The following is a 17,389-nucleotide window of genomic DNA, read 5'->3' as shown; positions in this document are numbered from 1 at the left end:
GAACCTTTTGCAAAAGGGTCCCTCCCCCACGCCCCCACCCCCTAAAACTCTTTTCGTATTTTACTATGCCTCCAGGGCTTTTCAATATTGAAAAGCCCTGGAGGCTGTGTGCAGTCGCCCGTCGAGTTAACATCAACGCCGTGTATCTGCGTGGTTAAACGCCGTAAAGGGCATGGCAGGGTACTACGCTTCCAGTGTTTTTCTATCTGAAGCGAGAAGAGAGACAGCCCTTACAGAGGCCACACCATTTCAAAGGGCATCTTGCCTGACCTGACCTTGCCTGACTTTGCATGGCCTGAAGCCTTTTGCCCCTGTGGCAAAAGGCTTTTTACGCATCTGCTGGCAAAATCTGGCGGCAAAATCTGCCGCCCGCCCCGTCAGTGGCGGCTTTTTGGCGTTTTTTGCGCGGCGGCCTTTGCCGCCTCCCCACAGTCCCCCTTGTATCAAAAAAACAATATGCTGATTTGCTTGCACAATTCATAATTGGCACGCGCAGTGCATAACAGGGGGCAAGCCAAAGGCGCATTCTGTGTCTTAGCAAACCAGCCTCAGTTGGGGAGGAAAAAATGAGCAATCAACTGGATTACGAAATCAATAAAGAATTGGGCGAATGCTACCTGTTCATGGGCGACTTTGACAAGGCTGAAGAATATTACCGCAAGGCCGCCAACAGCAACACCCAGAGCGCAGCCCCGTACATGGGCCTGGCCACTGTGGCCGTGCAGCGCTCCGAGCTTGACAAGGCGCTGGTTCTTTACCAAAAGGCCGCCGCAGTTGAAGAGACCGACAAGGCCCTGTGCGGCATCGGCCTGGTTCTTATGGAACAGGGCCAGCACGAAGGCGCTTTTGACTACTTCTCCCGCGCCATGAACAAAAACCCCGAAAACATCATCGCCCTGAACTGCCTTGTGCGTGAAGCCTATCAGCTGGACCGCGTTGAAAGCGTGCTGCCCCATCTGGAAGACACCCTGCGCACCGGTGTTGAAGCCGAAGCCGTTCGCGTGACCCTGGCCGGATGCCTTATTTACCTTGGCCGCAGCGACGATGCCCGCCAGCATCTGGAAACTGTGCTTGGCGCTAACCCCGCCAACAACAACGCCAAAGAACTTTTCGACACAATGGCCGCGTAGCTATGGCCCCCGGGCCAGGCCGCTGCCAAAACATACTCCCCTCCCCACATGATTTTCCGGCCCCTGGCAGGCGCCGGGGCCGGAAAATCTTTTTAATGGGGAATGGGCGGCGCTGTTCACCAGCTGAAGGCCGCACGGCCTCCTGGCGTGGTAACGGAGCTACAGCGAAAAATCCCTGAATGTCCTTTCAGGGATTTTTTATTTTGTGCCAGCGCCAAGGTTTCGTCCTTACGCGGCGCTTCGCCTGGAAAAATTACAGAGCTTTTTATCTTTGAAAAATATGAGGCATTTCACGGCAATCTGATCCAGCGCATCTTGCCTTTGAAAAAAGTCAAATGCTCTGACGCTGCACGCCAGCGCAGCGCGCCGCAACATGGCGTGAATCCAGCCGAAGATCGCATTTGGGGCAGAATGGCAAATCAAAATATGAAGTGTTTCAAAGGCAATCTGATCTCGCCGCATATCTGCGCTTTGCCCCGATATGACAAAGCGGCCCCCGGCAATTTCCGGTGTCGCTGCAGCAAAGCCTGATGTCAGCCAGGGCTACACGCCGTATTCCCTGAGCTTGCGCCACAGGGAGGAACGGCTGATGCCTAGCATGTCGGCAGCCAGGGTGCGGTTGTCGCCAGCCAGTTCAAGAGCGCGGAGAATGTGCTGCTTTTCCATCTCTGCCAGTGGAACCAGCGGGCCATCCTGCTTTTGCTCGTGCTGAGGCGCAGGAGGCGCAGAGGATACAGGGGGCGCGGGCGACGCCTGCGTCTCAGCCATCACGGGCGCGGCGGAAATGGCAGGTGCGACATTTGCCTGGCGCGTACTCGTGGCGGATGGCGCGGCAGAAGCAGGCATAGTAGGACGCAGGCCCGCCTCGGAGACTTCCGGCGGCAAGTGCGACAGCCCTATGCTGCCGCCCGGCGGGCAGAACACCGCCGCCCGCTCCAGAATATTGGCAAGTTCGCGCACGTTGCCGGGGAAGGGATACTGCCGCAGCGCATCAAGGGCGGAATCGTCGATATCCAGCGGCGCAGCCCCGCCCTGCTCAGCCAGTCGCGCAAGAAAGAACCGCGCCAGCATGGGGATGTCCTCAACCCTGCTGCGCAGGGACGGCAGTTCCTGCGTCACCACCGCCACGCGGTAGTACAGGTCACGGCGAAAGCGCCCTGCCTCCACCTCTTCCTTGAGGTTGCGGTTGGTGGCGGCGATGATGCGTACGTCCACGGGTATGTCCACCGTGCCGCCCACGCGGCGCAGGGTCTGTTCCTGAAGCACGCGCAGCAGTTTGACCTGCATGCCTGCGGGCATTTCGCCAATTTCGTCCAGAAAGAGCGTGCCGCCGCTGGCGGCCTCAAAGAGCCCTTCCTTGCGCCGCACAGCGCCGGAAAACGCCCCTTGTTCATGCCCGAAAAGTTCGCTTTCAAGCAGCTCTGGCGACAGCGCGCCGCAGTTGATCGCCAGAAAACGTCGTCGCGCCCGCTGGCTCTGGGCGTGCATGGTGCGGGCCGCCAGTTCCTTGCCAGTGCCCGTTTCGCCCTGAAGCAGCACGGCCACATCGGTGGGGGCCAGACGCATGAGCGCCTGCCGCAGTCCGCACATGGCTGGCGATGCGCCCACCATCTCGGGCACGGTGCCGCTGGCCTCAAGCTGGGCGCGCATTTGCACGACCTGCTGCCGCAGGCGGCGCTTTTCCAGCGCTCGCGCCACCAGTATGCGCGCTTCTTCAAGCGAATACGGCTTTGCCAGATAATGAAACGCCCCGAGCCGCATGGCTTCCACAGCGCTTTCAATCATTGGGTAGCCCGTGACCATGATAACTTCCACATCCGGCTTGCTGGAGCGCACCGCCTTGAGCACCTCCATGCCGTTCATGCCAGCCATGGCGATATCGGTGATGACCACATCAATATCCTGCTCGGCCAGCAGTTTCAGCCCTTCTTCGCCGCTGCCCGCCTGAGCCGATTCGTGCCCGCCGCGCTCCAGCGCGCGCGCGAGGTTTGCGCGGGCCATGCGTTCATCATCAATAATCAACAGACGTCCACCGCCGCCGGCACGCTGCGCGGCGTCGCGCCCGTGGCTGCTGCGCCTAGGTTCGTCTGGCGTTGCCTGTGTGGAGGATTGTTCCGCTAGCCGGAACCGTTCCGTAGTCATGACTCTGCTCCTGAAACGTTTGCGTCACGCCGGGCCGCAAGGGGCAGCCGCATGGTAAAGCACGCACCCTGCCCCGGCTCGCTCTGCGCCTCCAATGTTCCCTTGTGCTTGCCCACAATGCCAAAGGCTATGGACAGGCCAAGGCCCGTTCCCTCGCCCACAGGCTTGAGGCTGAAAAAGGGGTCAAACACCCGGCCCAGGTGCTCCGGCGCTATGCCCTTGCCCGTATCGTGCACGCGCAACTCCGCCATGCCCGTTGGCTCGTCCACACGGGCGGATATGCGCACCTCGCCGCTGCCGTTCATGGCCTGCGCGGCATTGAGCAGCAGGTTGATGAGCACTTCCTGAATGCGCTGGGCATCCATTGGCAGTTGCAGACCATCAGGCACGTCCACCGTAATGCGCACCGCCGCGCCCATGTCGTGCCGCACCAGGGCCACCGCCCTGCGCACCACGCCAGCCAGATCATGCTGGGCAACGGTAAAGGGCCGGTCGCGCGCAAAGTCCAGCAGGCCGCGTACAATGTCGCGAGCGCGGACAACTTCGGCCTGAATTTCGTTCAACTGCGCGGTCACGTCTTCCGCCGTGGGCATGGGGCGCAGCCCCTGCCTGGCGTCGTTGACGTCCTCGCCGAGCAACTGGCAGCCCACAGAAATATTGTTGAGGGGATTGTTCAACTGGTGGGCAACGCCCGAAGTCAGCACGCCCAGCGAAGCCAGCTTTTTTTCCTGCAACAGCAGAGCGTGCCGCTTTTCCAGTTCAACCGCCATGCCGTCGAGCGTCTGGAGCACGTGGCGCGCTTCTTCCTCAAGCTGGGGTGGCGGCGGCGGCAGGGGCTGCCCGGCCCCAACACTGCGCGCGGCGCTTTCTATGGCCCCAAGCGCACGCATGATGTGCCTGCCTATCTGCCATGCAAAGGCCACGCCGCAGGCCAGCAGGGCCGCAATGGCCCCCAGCAGCTGGGCGCGCAGGTCGCCCACGGCGGTAAAAATGCCCTGGCGCATGCGCCGTACCGCAGAATCCGCCAGCTCGCTCAGGCGCTGCCCCTGATCGGTAAGCGCCGTGCCGTCAGTGGGCACATCGCCCAGCAGGGCTTCGTAGACGCCAATGCCTTCAAGCAGCAGGTCAAGATTGTGGTGCGCGCCGTCGCCTACCCGGCGACCCATGGCGGCGTTATAATCCTGCCCCACGGACGTGGCCCGCTCCCGCGCCAGATCCACAAAGCTGCGCAGGGCAATAAGATCGCCCTTTCTGCCGGGAAAAAGCTGCAGATTCTTTTCGTACCTGCGCATCTCAAGCACATCGCTGCGCAGGTCGTCCACCATGTCGATCAGGCGGGTCGCCCTGTCGATGCGTTCCAGATCGTACCAGGCAATGCCGCCCAAAAGCAGCAGCATGGCCAAAAACAGGCTCGTGCCCAGAGCGATCTTGCCGCGAATGGTATGCCAGACAGAAAAATGGGGAAGCATGCTCTCACCCCCGCAGGCACATGCTAACAGACATGCGCCCGACGCCGTTTCATTTTGAGACAGCGTATAAAAATAAAACAAAGCTTGCAAGCCTTGCGCTGCAATAATTTGCGGCCGTCACACGTCCTGCCATTTCATTATGCAACTGCGGCAGGCGCGGCGCCTTGCGACCACCCTTCACAAAAAATACTGTAAATACAGCATATTAAAAATTGAGATTTTTGGCACAATAGTTGTAATTGCCTATGCAGGAGGCCGACATGAACACCCTACAAAAAACGATGGAAAACTGGTTTACCGCTGTGGCATACGCTGATGCCGGGCAACCCGGCTGGACAGACGATTTGTGGAGCATCAGCGGCAAGCGGCAAAGCCCGGCGCTGAAGCAGACGCTGCTCTATGGCGTTGGCAGCATCTTCATCTATGTGCTGGCGTTTGCCAATGCCGACGTCTTTGCCGCCCTGTGCGCAAAGGGCGGGCTGTGGACTGCCCTGCCCATTGCCTCGGTGCTGCTGCTCTCCTACGTGCACGGCCATTTTGCCGGCGCCCTCTGGGAGTTGTGCGGCATTACCGGCATGCAGAAACAGAACACAAAAGCCGCCGCCAAACCTGCGGCCCGCCCCACTACCCAATCCGCCCCCAGGCTGGATACGACAGCGGTGGCGCACGGCTAAACACATATGTATTGCATGGCCGGGCCGCGCCGCCGGGCCCATGCGCATCAGCCAGCACGCAGCAAGCCGCTCAGCCCGTATAAACAGACTACGTCGAGCAGTTGCGGCAGGCAGCTTGCAAGTTGGAGGTAATCATGGATCTGCTCAGTCTTGACCCATCGCAGTTCATAACGCTCACGCCCGTTTCCGTGGCCTTTCTGCTGGCCGTAGGATTTGTGGGCGGGCTTGTGAGCGGATTTATCGGCTCCGGCGGGGCCTTTATTCTCACGCCGGGCATGATGGGCCTGGGCGTGCCCGGCGCTGTGGCTGTAGCCAGCAACATGTGCCACAAGTTCCCCAAGGCTATGGTGGGGGCCATCAAGCGCTACCGCTTCGGCCAGGTGGACATCAAGCTCGGCATGGTGATTGCCGCCACTGCGGGCATTGGCGTGCAGATCGGCATCCGCATCCAGCGTTTCATTCTGGAAAACTGGGGGCAGGCCGGGTCTGACCTTTACGTCAGCGTTTCCTTTGTGGTTGTGCTGGTTGTGGTGGGCAGCTACATTCTTAAAGACGCCCTGCGCTCCAGCCAGTGCGGCAAGGATGATGACGAAGGCACGACGCCCCTGGCCAGAAAGCTGCAGGCCATCAACCTGCCGCCCATGATTTCCTTTCCCAAGTCCGGTTTGCGCATTTCGCTGTGGTTCACCCTGCCGGTGGGCATAGCCACGGGCATGCTGGCCGCCACCATCGCCGTGGGCGGCTTTGTGGGCGTGCCGGGGCTTATCTATGTCATCGGCGTGCCGGGGCTCATCGCGTCCGGCACGGAACTGGTCACGGCCTTTGTCATGGGCCTGTGCGGTTCGGTCAACTGGGCCATGCACGGCATGATAGACATCCGCCTTGTCTTCATCATTCTGGCTGGCTCCCTGTTTGGCGTGCAGCTTGGAGCCATCGGCACCACCTACGTCAAACCCATCATGATCAAGTACGTCATGGCCGCCATCATGCTCATTGTTGCGGCAAGCCGCATTGTGGCCCTGCCGGGGTATCTCAGCGCGCTGGGGCTTATCCATATGGGGCCTGGGCTGCTCTACGTACTCAAGGTCGTCAGTTTTATAACCATGTGCGCCGGGCTGCTCGTTGGCGCGGGCATGATCCTTGGCGGCATGTGGCGCGGGCAACAGCGCAACCGCAGGGAGGCTGCGCTGGGCAACGCCGCCTGAAGGAACGCCACCTGAATTAAAGACTCACAACCACTTCTCCTCACGCCTCACGGCCAAAGGGGGGGGCATCGCGTCTGCCCCCCCCATTTAGTTCAGAACAATAGTGAAATGCTTTACACCTCAATTTGCGCGCCTGCCCCCAAATACCAGTTTCGTTAGAATCCACGCCACGTTTCGATGCGAGCAACTCTCGTGCCGCGTTACTGCATGTACCCTTAGGAAAAAGCTACGTGCGCTAATCAGGCAGCCCGTGAGGGCGAATTCTTCCGGTCTTGACCGCGACCCCATATCCTTCCCCATGATGGGGCTACCCGTTGATCTCTCGCGGCGAGCCGCACCCCATTGACCTCTTCGACTGACTGCTTCAACTGATCTCTTCACGTTGCCGCTTCCCGTTAACCGATCCCCTTTGTCCGCTTCGGCTGGCCGCCCACTTGAACACCCCAGGTAATCTCTTCCCTTTGGGCGATCCCGTTGACATATCCCGTTGACCGATTCCGCTGGCGCGCTGGCTGGCCCACGCCGGTTTTGCCCTGATTTTCAGGCCTGAAAATGCGAAAAGGGCTGCATCTCTAGAGATGCAGCCCTGATGGTTGCTGATTGCCCAAGTCTGGCCTTTGGGGGGGCACAAACCCGGGAGCGTTGCTGGCACGATGGGGGAAATCCCAAGGGCCGCGAATTTGAGCCCCCAGAGCCCCTAGGTGTCGGGCCTGGTCGGACGGTCGCATGGCCTTACGGTCACATGTCCGGGTGGTCCGTGCCCAGGTGGTCACATGCCCGGGTGGTCGCAGACCTTTGCAGCCGTGGGCACTGGCAGCCGTCAGCGCGGGCGCTTACGACATACCGGGAGTTCTAATCCCACCCTCTGCGCATGCCGGGCACAGGCACTGGCGGCAGCCGTGAAAACGGGCGCGCAGTACGGCTCAGGCTGACGTGTGCCGAAGGGACGTAGCCGCTGAATGATATATTTGCTGCGGGGTGTTGCTTCAGGCCTTGGAGGGGGCTGCGACGCCGGGGGCCACCAGTGACTGAGGCTTAACCTCAAAGCGGCATGTCCTGTCGCCGGTGCACCAGCAATCGACTTCACGCACGTAAAACTCTTTGCCGGTCTGGGCCAGAAGCATCCCTGCCAGAAAGCCCTCATCATAGTGGCAGACCGTATGCTCTTTGTCCGGCAGGCCGGAGCAATCCAGATCTTCAGCCACGGTCAGAGTAAAATGCAAGGTTTCATAGTTGGCGTTTTCAAGCCGCATAATGCCAATACCAAAGTCCAGCATGGCTTTTTGCGCCGCTGCCACAAAGTCTTCAAACCGCTCACGGCGGCCGACGAACCTTTCGCAGAATTTCCGCCCGGCCAGCTTTCCGCTCTCGCGCATGACTTCTTCAGATTCGACCGTGCCATAGCGCAATTCAATGACATCACGCAGGGTATACTGAAACAGCCGGTATACCTCAATGCGCGCGCTGTTGCCGAGATTTGGCCGACCATCATGAATATTGCCGACAAAATCCCAACTGAACGCATACTGCCGGGTCGACATGCAAAACCACCTTTGCAGATTTTGTGCTGCATGCGTTGCGTGGCAATAACGCTCAAGCAGCCTCCGGAAACTGGCGCGATCAGCCCCAGACCGCCCACAATGCCCCGCAGGCGAGAAGCCTGCGGACTGGTTTTCATGTTGCGAGTCCGAACTTTTTTCCGCGTTTGCGCCCTACGCCAAAAGCGTCGCGCGCCGGGCATGCCAGCGCCTACCGGCTTATGGGCGGCACATCGGTGCTGACCTTCAGCATGGTGCCAAGGTGACGCCGGGCCAAAGCCAGTTCGCCTTCCGTCACTTCAGGCATGTCTTTGGAACGGACGCCGGTCATGTCGTTGCCTTCTTCAACAATGGCCAGAGCGGCGGCCATGCGCCCCATGACGCAAAAAAAGCGTACCGGGTCCCATCCGTGTTGCTGCACCCAGGCGGCTGCCTGCGGCGAGTACATGAAGTCCGCCTTGCCGTTGCTCAGCGTGGGGTGGGCCTCTTCATTATTGGCCTTGGCCCAGGCACGGAACTGCGGCAGCATTTCAAGGAAGTTCAGCAGCTCCTTGTCCGTAACGGGCGGCTGCTTTTCGTATACAGTGGAAGGCGTTGGAGCCGGTTTTTTCGCGTGGCTGGTGGCAGCCATCGCCTGACCGGAGATAAATCCGCCCGGCAAACCGGACGTCAGGGTCAGGCAGAGGATGGCCGCTCCGGCCAGAAGCGCACGTGCAGCCATAGAGGCCGCACGTGCAGAAAAATTCGTATTCACTGACGCCATAGGGCGCGACTGCGCCCGTAAGCCCGACAACAAAGTATTCATTCAATACCGAACCGCGCTGAATTTCGAGAGTCGATCCATATTATGATACGACTCCACATACCGCAACGTTCCCGTTTTACCACGCAAAACAAGGGAATGCGTCACGGCGTATTTGGAACTGTAGCGCACGCCGCGCAAAAAATCACCGCCGGAGATGCCGGTGGCGGCGAAAAAGCAGTCATCGCTGCGCACAAGATCGTTGACAGTGAGCACTTCGCGCACGTCAATGCCTGCCTCGTTGATGGCTTCTTTTTCCACATAGGACTGCGGATCAAGCCGGGCCAGTATCTGCCCGCCCATACCCTTGATGGCGCAAGCGGCCAGCACGCCCTCAGGGGTGCCGCCCGTGCCCATCATGATGTCCACTTCAGAACGCGGGTCCACAGCCATAAGGCCGCCAGCCACGTCGCCGTCCGTGTGGAGCTGGATACGCGCGCCTGCCTGGCGGATTTCACTGATGAGCTTTTCATGCCGGGGTTTGTCCAGCACAAAGACCACCAGGTCCTGCACGCTCTTGCCCAGGGCTTTGGCCACGTTGGACAGGTTCACCTTGACGGGCGCGTCCAGATCGACCACGTCGCGCGCTTCGCGGGATACCACGAGTTTTTGCATGTAATAGCTCGGCCCGGGGTTGAACATGCTGCCCTGGGGGGCAACGCCCACCACCGAGATGGCATTGGGGCGGCCATAGGCCAGAAGGCTTGTGCCTTCAACCGGGTCCACGGCCACATCAAGGCAGGGGCCAACGCCCATGCCCACTTTTTCGCCATTGAACAGCATGGGGGCGTTGTCTTTTTCGCCCTCGCCAATGATCACCAGGCCGTCAATATGAAGAGTGGCAAAGCTGATGCGCATGGCGTCAACGGCAGCGCCGTCTCCGGCCTCCTTGTCGCCGCGTCCGAGCCAGCGGGCTGACGCCAGGGCCGCCGCTTCGGTAATACGCACAATATCCAGGGCCAGATTTTTTTCCGGTGCTTCCACCATACCTTCCTCCACTCGTTCTGCGTTATGCAACACACTGCTCTTACCCCAGCGCGCCGCCGTCTTCAAGAAAAAACCCCTGCCCGCCAGGCTTGAGGCGGGCCGCCCATCTCCGGCCTTTCACGCGCCCGCAGCCGCAACACTACCACGGTAAATATCGGACAGGCACACCGACAGGGCCGGGACGCATGCCCACAGCCGGTCCGGCCTGACGCGACGCGCAGGCCCCCGGCCCTCACACAAAACTTCCCACAGCAAAAGCACGGTAAAAAACCGTCCTCTCACAGCACTATGGCATTAAAATTTCTGCGTCCAGCCCCGGCTGATATCAGGGCAGCCGGTAACGCCCGGCCACGGGGGCCTGCCAGCCTTCGCCAAAGGGCATGCGGCTGACGAAGAGCGCCAATGGCTCCTGCCTGCGCTTGAATTCGGCCGCAAAAAGCTTCTGCCGCACCTCAAGACGCAGGGGCGAAGAATGCCCGGTCACAGGCGGGGTTGTGGGCAGCAGCAGGTCTTCAAGCACGGGATCAAGCTCTTCGTAGGGCGGCAGACTGTCCGCGTCTTTCTGGCCGGGGCGCAATTCCGCCGAGGGGGCCTTGTCAAAGACCTGCTGGGGAATGATCTGCTCTCCCTTGTGCTCATTATACCAGCGCGCCACAGCATAGGTGCGCGTCTTGGTCAGATCGCCGATGACGGCCAGGGCCCCCACGGTGTCGCCGTACAGGGTGCTGTATCCCATGGCGGCCTCGCTTTTGTTGCCCGTATTGAGCACAAGAGCCCCGGCGCGGTTGGCCAGAGAGGACAGCAGGGTTCCACGGATGCGCGCCTGAAGGTTTTCAAAGGTGGTGTCGCCCGGGCGGGCTTCAAAAAGATCCAGTCCTGGAGCCAGCGTCTGGGCAAAGGCGTTCATGACAGGTTCAATGGGCAGCGTAACCGTGGTGATGCCAAGGTTGCTGGCAAGACTGAGGGCATCACTGACCGAGCCGTCGCTGCTGTAGGGCGAGGGCATGAGCACGCCGGTGACGTTTTCCGCCCCCAGGGCCTCGACGGCCACGCAGCACACAAGGGATGAATCCATACCGCCCGACAGTCCGACAATGGCCTTTTCAGCGCCGCATTTGCGCACAAAGTCGCGTGTGCCCAAGGTAAGCGCCCGCCAGCAGTCTTCTTCAACACTGGCGCACAGCGGCTCCGGAGCCTTGCCGCCCGACGACGCGCCGCCTGCGGTATTGCGGGCGGTATCCACCAGAAGCACGTCTTCGTCAAAAGCTTTTCCCCGCGCCAGCAGCTGGCCCGTAGGATCAAAAACCAGGCTTTGCCCGTTGTACACGCGGCTGTCGTTGCCGCCCACAAGGTTGACCGAAAGAAGGTGCACATGGTGCCGGGCGGCCACGTGCGAAAGCATATGCTCGCCCGCGGCCTGCGCTCCTTCAGTATACGGAGCCGCCGCCATGTGGATGAGAGCGTCGACGCCGCGCTGCACCAGTTCCATAAGCGGATTGTGCCCGCTGGCGTAGCGGGTTTTCCAAAAGGCGTCTTCTTCGCGTTGGGCGTCTTCGCACAGCACAACGCCCATGCGCCAGCCGCCCAGGGTCAGAATGCCGCATGAAATGCCCCTGTCAAAATAGCGGCTGTCCTCGCCATCCGGCCCCGATCCCTGAGCGCCGCCCTGCCCGCTCTGGTAGACCTTGCGCGAGGCCACCTGCCAGGCGCCCTTATGAACCAGCACCGCAGCATTGGAAAGCAGGCCCGAAGTGTACACGCTGGGCACGGGCGTGCCCACCAGCAGAGCCGGGCCGTCCTTGAGCGTTTCAGCCATGTGGTCGAGCGCCTTGCGGCACCCCGCCGCGAAATCATCCGCACAAAGATAGTGCCCAGGAGCCACTCCGCACAAGGCCAGTTCAGGCGTCACGCACAACTCTGCGCCGGTTGCGGCGGCCTGCCGCACGTCATCAAGTATGCGTTCCATATTTCCGGCAACATCGCCAGTGACGCTGTTGCACTGCAAAAGGGCTATTTTCATGCCGCTGCCTCCCCCATGTTAAAGATATCCGTGTAAAGGCCCGCCTGGTGCGGCCAGGGCATCCACCCTGCGGGTGGTGGCCGGGTCCTCTTCCAGGGGGGGAGCGTGGAAGGGCTTCAAGCGGGCGTCCATAACCAGTGGCGCTTCACACGACCAGTGCTTTGCCCGCGTTTGCGCGCGGGCCCCGTACACGTCCGTGGCCGGGTCAGACCGGGTAAAGGCCACCCAGAGAAAATTGTCCATATCTTTGGAGCAGAACGCCGCATCGTCCGCAACCACCACCAGGGGGAAGGCTTCGCGTCCGGGCCAGTGGGCCAGCGCGTCCGCGAGATTTTCCATTGCCGGATCAGGTTCGTTTCTGCCCAGGGAGTGCCGTGGGCCGCGCAACACAAGCAGACCGGGGCCAGCCACGCGCGCGTCGCCAAAACCTTCGGGCAGGGATGGCAGATCGGCCGTCTGGCCGGTCAGTTCCAGTCCGAGCTCACGCCTTTTTTCACCGGCGGCAGCCCATATGAGTTTTGACCCCTCATTGAGGCCAAGCCCCGTGTAGTCCAGGGTGTCATTGGTGCTGTGCGTTATAAAATGCAGATCGCGCGCAAAGTCCGTGCGTTCCAGAATATGACGCAAAAACTGCGGCGCATGGCCCGCGCTGAGGCCGGGGGCATCCTCGTGGGCGGCCACAAGAACATATTTGGCCAGGGCCGTCTGCGTGGTCCCCAGCAGATGCAGGGCCATGGTCAAAAGCTCACGCGGTCTGCGCGTGGCTTCGTAGGGAGTATAACGCTCACTGCCCAGGGCCAGCAACAGGGGATGCACCCCTGCCGCGTCCACGGCGTGAACCTCGCGCACCCCCTGAAAAACCTGCGGCACCAGCGGCCCGGTTAGCTCGTGGATGAACTCGCCGAAAACAGTGTCTTCCTGTGGCGGTCGCCCCACGGCGGTAAAAGGCCACACCGCCCCCTTGCGGTAATACGCCGCATCCACCTTGAGCACGGGAAAATCGTGGGTAAGGCTGTAATACCCCACATGGTCGCCAAAGGGGCCTTCGGGCTTGGCGTTGGGCATGATGTGCCCGCTGATGCAAAAATCCGCTTCAGCCAGCACGGGCAAGGGCAGGCCGTCAACCCGGGCCATGTCCATACGGCGTCCGCCAAGCAAACCGGCGAAGCGCAGTTCGCTGAGACCCTCGGGCAGGGGCATCACCGCCGCCACGGTGAGGCTTGGCGGCCCGCCCACATACACATGCACCGGCAGCGGACGTCCTTTCGCGATGGCGTGAGCGTGATGCACGCCTATGCCACGGTGTATCTGGTAGTGCAGGCCCATTTCGTCCGGCGCGTACTCATTGCCGCTCTGCTGCACCCGGTACATGCCAAGGTTGGATGCGTCGGCCCCCGGTTTGGCCGGGTCTTCGCTGTAGACAAGGGGAAGGGTGATGAATGCGCCGCCGTCCATAGGCCAGCAGGTCAGTTGCGGCAGGTCGGCGGGCGCGCACCGGTGTTCCAGCACGGGCACATTGCCGCCCTCGCTTCCGCCCTTGCCGCGCCGCAGCCGTGGGAGCATGTGCCAGAGTCCCGGCACAGCGGGCAGCGCGCGCCAGGGTTTTTTAAGAGCCGTCGCAGGGTCGGCCTTGGCGGCCAGCACGGCCCGCACGGCAGGCAGGCTGTCCCTGAAAATATAGTGCAGGCGCTCGCGCGTGCCAAAAAGATTGCACAGCATGGGAAAGGACGTGCCCTTGACCCGCGTGAACAGCAGGGCCGGAGCCTTGGCCCTGAAGGCCCGCCGCTGGATGGCCGCCAGTTCCAGATACGGGTCCACCTCGGCGTCTATACGCTTGAGATGCCCATGGCTCTCCAGATCGGCGAGGCATTCCTGCATGTTGCGGTAGCCCATCAAAACTTCTCCCTTTCATGCCCTGCGGGTGTGGCGGGTGTAGCAGGCGCGGCGGATACGGCTGCGGATACGCCGGTGGATGCGCCAGTAGATGCAGCAGACGCCGCGCTTTTTTCCGTATCGGCGTTCACGTCTGACAGATGATGACAGGCCAGGGGCTGCACGGCCGCCACCTGTCGCTGCCCGGCCAGTGCCTGCCTGAAATGCTCCAGAATTTCCGCATGGTCAAAAACCAGGGGCTGCGGCAGGACGTCCAGCGGATAAAAGGCGGCCTGGGCCGCGTCGTCCCCGGCGCAGATGGCGTCAGGATTGCGCGCTTTGCCCGTAAAAACCACGGTAAGCGTGTGCTGGCGCGGGTCGCGCTTGGGCCGTGAATACACGCCCAGCAATCCCGTCAGTTCCACGTCAAGCCCTGTCTCTTCGCGCATTTCACGAACGGCGGCCTCTTCAGCCTGCTCGCCCTCATCTATGAATCCGCCCGGCAGGGCAAAGCCAATGGGCGCATGCCTGCGCCGGATGATCACCACCCCCCTGCCCGGCTCGTAAATGATCACATCCGCCGTGGGCGCGGGATTGCGAAAGCAGGAATAGGGTTTGCCGCAGTGGGGGCAGACGACGTCTTTTTTCATTTGAGCCTCAGTATTCTTTGCCCATCGGCAAAAGCCGCAGGCACAGGCATACTAAGCCAGCAAGGGACGGGCCGCAAGCGTCCAGAGGCAGGCGACGCCAGATCTTGACAAAAAAGTATGGCTGCCATACATACCTTACATGTACGATAAAGACAGCAAAAAAAGCGCCGTTGAACTGCGCATTCAGCAGTCAATTCTTGACGACCACGACGACCCGGACATCCAGCGCCTGCGCAATAATCACATCTGCTTCGCGCTGCTCTCGCTGGTAAACCAGTTTTATATGCTGGAACGTCAATGCCGCAATTTTGGCACTGATGTGGAAATTCATCTGGCGGAAATACAGATGATCATGACCATTCACAATGCCGAGGGCATTCATGTGAACGGGCTGGCCCAAAAACTTGGGATAACCAAGGGCAGCGTGTCTGAAATGCTGCGTAAACTTGAGCGCAAGGGGTTGGTGCGCAAGGAAAAAGATCCCCTGAAAATGACCAGGCTGAACATCTATCTTACTGATAAAGGCCTGCTTGCCCACCAAAACCACATCTGTTTTCACCAGAAGCTCGACAACCTGGTGCTTGAAGCGGCGGCGGAGCATAGCCCCGAGATGTTGAACAGCTTTACCCGCCTGCTCAATGACATTCTGATGCGGCTCGCCGCCTTCAGCAAGGCCTGATCGCGGCGGCCCTTTTTTTGGGATTTTTTGTATGGCTGCCATACAAAATAGCGACGCATGCCCTACTGCCAGCATCGCAAACGGCACGCGCTGCACCATTGACGCAAGGCGCGCCCTGGCCTGAACGGCTTCACCCTAACCAGTGATGGGAAAAAATATGAACAGCCACAACATGGTGGAAAAAGGCGAGGCTTTTACGGGGATGCGCGCGGGCAAACACTACGAACGCATGGCCAGAATATTCGGGCTGAACGATGATTTTTACAAGCGCGCCGTTGGCGAACTGCGCCTTGAAGAAGGCATGAAGGCTCTGGACATGGGGTGCGGCACGGGGGCCCTGAGTTTTGCGTTGGCGCACAGATCGTCGCCGCGCTGCACCATACACGGGGTGGATCTTTCCGAAGACCAGACGACCTATGCCAGCAACCGCCCTGGCGGTCAGGGCGGAGCCTTGCATTTCAGCACGGCGTCTATGGATGAGGCTCTTTTTCCCGATGCGGCGCTGGACCTTGTCATGACCTCAATGGCCCTGCACGAGGCCACCCCGGAAGTGCGCCGCGCCGCCGTGAGCAATATTGCCCGCATGCTGAAACCCGGCGGCAAATTTTTGCTGGTGGATATGGCAAAGCCGCGTCTGCGCGGGTGGGGCCTTGTGCTGCGCCCGTTCATGGCCCTGACCGAGAAATTCCGTGACAACCGCGAAAACAGCTATGCGGACATCTGCGCAAAGCTGGGACTGATTCAGACAGAAGACCAGTACATCAACGCCATAGTGCGGCGGCAGGTTTTCGTGAAGCCTGCGTAACCCGTATGCGCCAGACAGCCCGCTTGCACGATGCCCGGTAAACATACTGTCTGTGCTGACGGAACTGGTCGAGCGCAACGCCCCAGACAGAAACCCCGCTGCGGGCAACACCCATATTAACAACGCGTTGCGCGCCCGAGTGGCGAAAAGTGTTGCCCATACCCCATAATAAAAGTTTTAGGGGGTGGGGGCGTGGGGGAGGAGACCCTTTTTCAAAAGGGTCCCTCCCCCACAAAGCATGCCCAAAAAATATTTCAGCGTGACCTTAGACAACCATAAAGCCCGCCGCCTCCAGGGCTTGAGCGCTCACTGCCCCGGCGCGCACCATGCGCAGCCGCCGCGAGCGCGGCCCGGCGTTTTCTTCGTCCGCCAAGGGCTCCACAAGGGTCGAAGGCTCCCCTCCCTGCGGAGGCGGGCCAAGGGCCACCACGCAGGGCATCTGCCCTGCGTGTTCCAGCACGGCCAGAAGTTCGGGGTCCAGTTGCTCCACCCGGCACACGGGCTGCCGCCCGTTGAGGTTGGCGCTGCTGGCCGTCAGCGGGCCGCCCGCGCCCAGAGCCAGAGCCGCCGCCACAGGATGCGGCGTCACGCGTACCGCCACCTGACCGCGTTCATTCACAAGGGGCGCAGGCAATGCGGGCCTTGCGGGCAGCAGCACCGTGAGCGGCCCCGGCCAGAAGGCGGCAAGGGCTTCAGGCATGGCCTCAAGGCTGGCCACGGCCCGCACCTGCTCCACGCTGGCCGCCAGCAACGGCAAGGGCTTATGGACGGGACGCCGCTTCAACTGGTAGACTCTGTCTACGGCCGCGCTGTCTGTGGCCAGACAGCCCAGACCATAAAAGGTTTCGGTAGGAAAAATCAGCGCATGGCCGCCGCGCAGGCAGGCAACGGCCTCTTGCAGATCCTGACAGAATGATTGGAGAGACATGGCAGGCAAACCCTTACGATGCATCAGCGTGGGCAAGTTAAAAACACCTTTCTGGAAAGACGCCGCAGCCCACTACCTCACGCGCATCAACCGCTGGCGGCCCCTGGAATATACCGAAGTGCGCGACGGCGACGCCGCCCTGCCCTCTGATCAACGCAATGCCCTTGAGGGAAGGCGCATCATTGAGGCCCTGACGCCTCAGGACGTGGTTCTCGTGCTGGACGAACGCGGCCAAGGGCTTACCTCGCCCCAGATGGCCGCTCTGTTGCAGCAGATGGATCAGGACGCGCGCGGTCGGGCCTGCTTTATTATCGGCGGCGCCTGGGGGCTGGACGATTGCGTGCGTCAGAAAGCCAGTAAAATGATCCGCCTGTCGGACATGACCCTGCCGCACGAACTGGCCCGAGTGGTGCTGCTGGAGCAGATTTACCGCGCGGAATGCATTTTGCGCAAGGTTCCCTACCACCACTGACGCCCCGGCGGCAGCT

The 17,389-nt window shown here is 61.0% G+C and carries 16 protein-coding genes; 7 read left to right on the top strand and 9 right to left on the bottom strand.

Annotation, left to right across the window (positions count from 1 at the left end):
- The first annotated feature begins 566 nt into the window (after positions 1–566).
- Positions 567–1,130 (top strand): tetratricopeptide repeat protein, encoded by a 564-nt coding sequence (locus BCS36_RS08330; protein ID WP_291302443.1) that lies wholly within the window; start codon positions 567–569, stop codon positions 1,128–1,130.
- Positions 1,131–1,232: 102 nt separating this feature from the next.
- Positions 1,233–1,661 (top strand): hypothetical protein, encoded by a 429-nt coding sequence (locus BCS36_RS08325; RefSeq protein ID WP_291302442.1) that lies wholly within the window; start codon positions 1,233–1,235, stop codon positions 1,659–1,661.
- 12 nt (positions 1,662–1,673) lie between these two features.
- Here BCS36_RS08325 and BCS36_RS08320 read toward each other — a convergent pair whose 3' ends face one another.
- Both BCS36_RS08320 and BCS36_RS08315 read right to left on the bottom strand, forming a co-directional pair.
- Complete coding sequence (locus tag BCS36_RS08320) at positions 1,674–3,272, bottom strand: sigma-54 dependent transcriptional regulator (RefSeq protein WP_291302441.1); 1,599 nt, start codon at positions 3,270–3,272, stop codon at positions 1,674–1,676.
- Complete coding sequence (locus BCS36_RS08315) at positions 3,269–4,741, bottom strand: ATP-binding protein (RefSeq protein WP_291302440.1); 1,473 nt, start codon at positions 4,739–4,741, stop codon at positions 3,269–3,271. The genes BCS36_RS08320 and BCS36_RS08315 overlap by 4 nt, the downstream gene beginning before the upstream one ends.
- Positions 4,742–5,001: 260 nt before the next feature.
- On the opposite strand from BCS36_RS08315, the gene BCS36_RS08310 reads away from it, so the two are divergent.
- Both BCS36_RS08310 and BCS36_RS08305 read left to right on the top strand, forming a co-directional pair.
- A complete protein-coding gene (locus BCS36_RS08310; RefSeq protein ID WP_291302439.1) occupies positions 5,002–5,415 on the top strand; it encodes a hypothetical protein in 414 nt (137 codons plus the stop codon).
- A 134-nt stretch (positions 5,416–5,549) separates the two neighbouring features.
- Positions 5,550–6,620 carry a sulfite exporter TauE/SafE family protein gene (locus BCS36_RS08305; RefSeq protein ID WP_291302438.1) on the top strand — a complete coding sequence of 357 codons (1,071 nt, stop codon included), beginning with the start codon at positions 5,550–5,552 and terminating at the stop codon, positions 6,618–6,620.
- Between the two features lie 986 nt (positions 6,621–7,606).
- Here BCS36_RS08305 and BCS36_RS08300 read toward each other — a convergent pair.
- From BCS36_RS08300 to BCS36_RS08275, 6 genes are all read right to left on the bottom strand, one after another.
- Entirely contained in the window at positions 7,607–8,161 is a 555-nt protein-coding gene (locus tag BCS36_RS08300) for a V4R domain-containing protein (protein ID WP_291302437.1), read from the bottom strand.
- 208 nt (positions 8,162–8,369) lie between these two features.
- The gene (locus BCS36_RS08295) at positions 8,370–8,879 is read right to left on the bottom strand and encodes a serine/threonine protein phosphatase (protein WP_291302436.1); all 510 of its coding nucleotides are present in this window, start codon (positions 8,877–8,879) and stop codon (positions 8,370–8,372) included.
- Positions 8,880–8,963: 84 nt separating this feature from the next.
- On the bottom strand, positions 8,964–9,947 hold the full coding sequence (gene glpX, locus BCS36_RS08290; protein WP_291302435.1) for a class II fructose-bisphosphatase: 984 nt from the start codon (positions 9,945–9,947) through the stop codon (positions 8,964–8,966).
- Between the two features lie 325 nt (positions 9,948–10,272).
- The gene (locus BCS36_RS08285; protein WP_291302434.1) at positions 10,273–11,967 is read right to left on the bottom strand and encodes an NAD+ synthase; all 1,695 of its coding nucleotides are present in this window, start codon (positions 11,965–11,967) and stop codon (positions 10,273–10,275) included.
- 18 nt (positions 11,968–11,985) lie between these two features.
- Complete coding sequence (locus BCS36_RS08280) at positions 11,986–13,860, bottom strand: UbiD family decarboxylase (protein ID WP_291302433.1); 1,875 nt, start codon at positions 13,858–13,860, stop codon at positions 11,986–11,988.
- Entirely contained in the window at positions 13,860–14,489 is a 630-nt protein-coding gene (locus BCS36_RS08275) for an NUDIX domain-containing protein (protein ID WP_367209321.1), read from the bottom strand. The genes BCS36_RS08280 and BCS36_RS08275 overlap by 1 nt, the downstream gene beginning before the upstream one ends.
- 139 nt (positions 14,490–14,628) lie before the next feature.
- Between BCS36_RS08275 and BCS36_RS08270 the strand changes: the two genes are divergently transcribed.
- Together BCS36_RS08270 and BCS36_RS08265 are read left to right on the top strand one after the other, a co-directional pair.
- Positions 14,629–15,168 (top strand): MarR family winged helix-turn-helix transcriptional regulator, encoded by a 540-nt coding sequence (locus tag BCS36_RS08270; protein WP_291302432.1) that lies wholly within the window; start codon positions 14,629–14,631, stop codon positions 15,166–15,168.
- Positions 15,169–15,325: 157 nt separating this feature from the next.
- A complete protein-coding gene (locus tag BCS36_RS08265) occupies positions 15,326–15,973 on the top strand; it encodes a class I SAM-dependent methyltransferase (RefSeq protein ID WP_291302431.1) in 648 nt (215 codons plus the stop codon).
- Positions 15,974–16,238: 265 nt separating this feature from the next.
- Here BCS36_RS08265 and BCS36_RS08260 read toward each other — a convergent pair whose 3' ends face one another.
- Positions 16,239–16,901 carry an L-threonylcarbamoyladenylate synthase gene (locus tag BCS36_RS08260; RefSeq protein ID WP_291302430.1) on the bottom strand — a complete coding sequence of 221 codons (663 nt, stop codon included), beginning with the start codon at positions 16,899–16,901 and terminating at the stop codon, positions 16,239–16,241.
- Here BCS36_RS08260 and BCS36_RS08255 point away from each other — a divergent pair.
- Entirely contained in the window at positions 16,900–17,373 is a 474-nt protein-coding gene (locus BCS36_RS08255; RefSeq protein ID WP_291302429.1) for a 23S rRNA (pseudouridine(1915)-N(3))-methyltransferase RlmH, read from the top strand. The two genes, BCS36_RS08260 and BCS36_RS08255, sit on opposite strands and share 2 nt — an antisense overlap.
- Positions 17,374–17,389: the final 16 nt, after the last annotated feature.

It is taken from the genome of Desulfovibrio sp. MES5 (genome assembly GCF_002237645.1).
Lineage (GTDB): Bacteria > Desulfobacterota > Desulfovibrionia > Desulfovibrionales > Desulfovibrionaceae > Desulfovibrio.
Note: the sequence above shows the minus strand (reverse complement) of the source record. Positions and strands in the feature narration are given on the sequence as shown.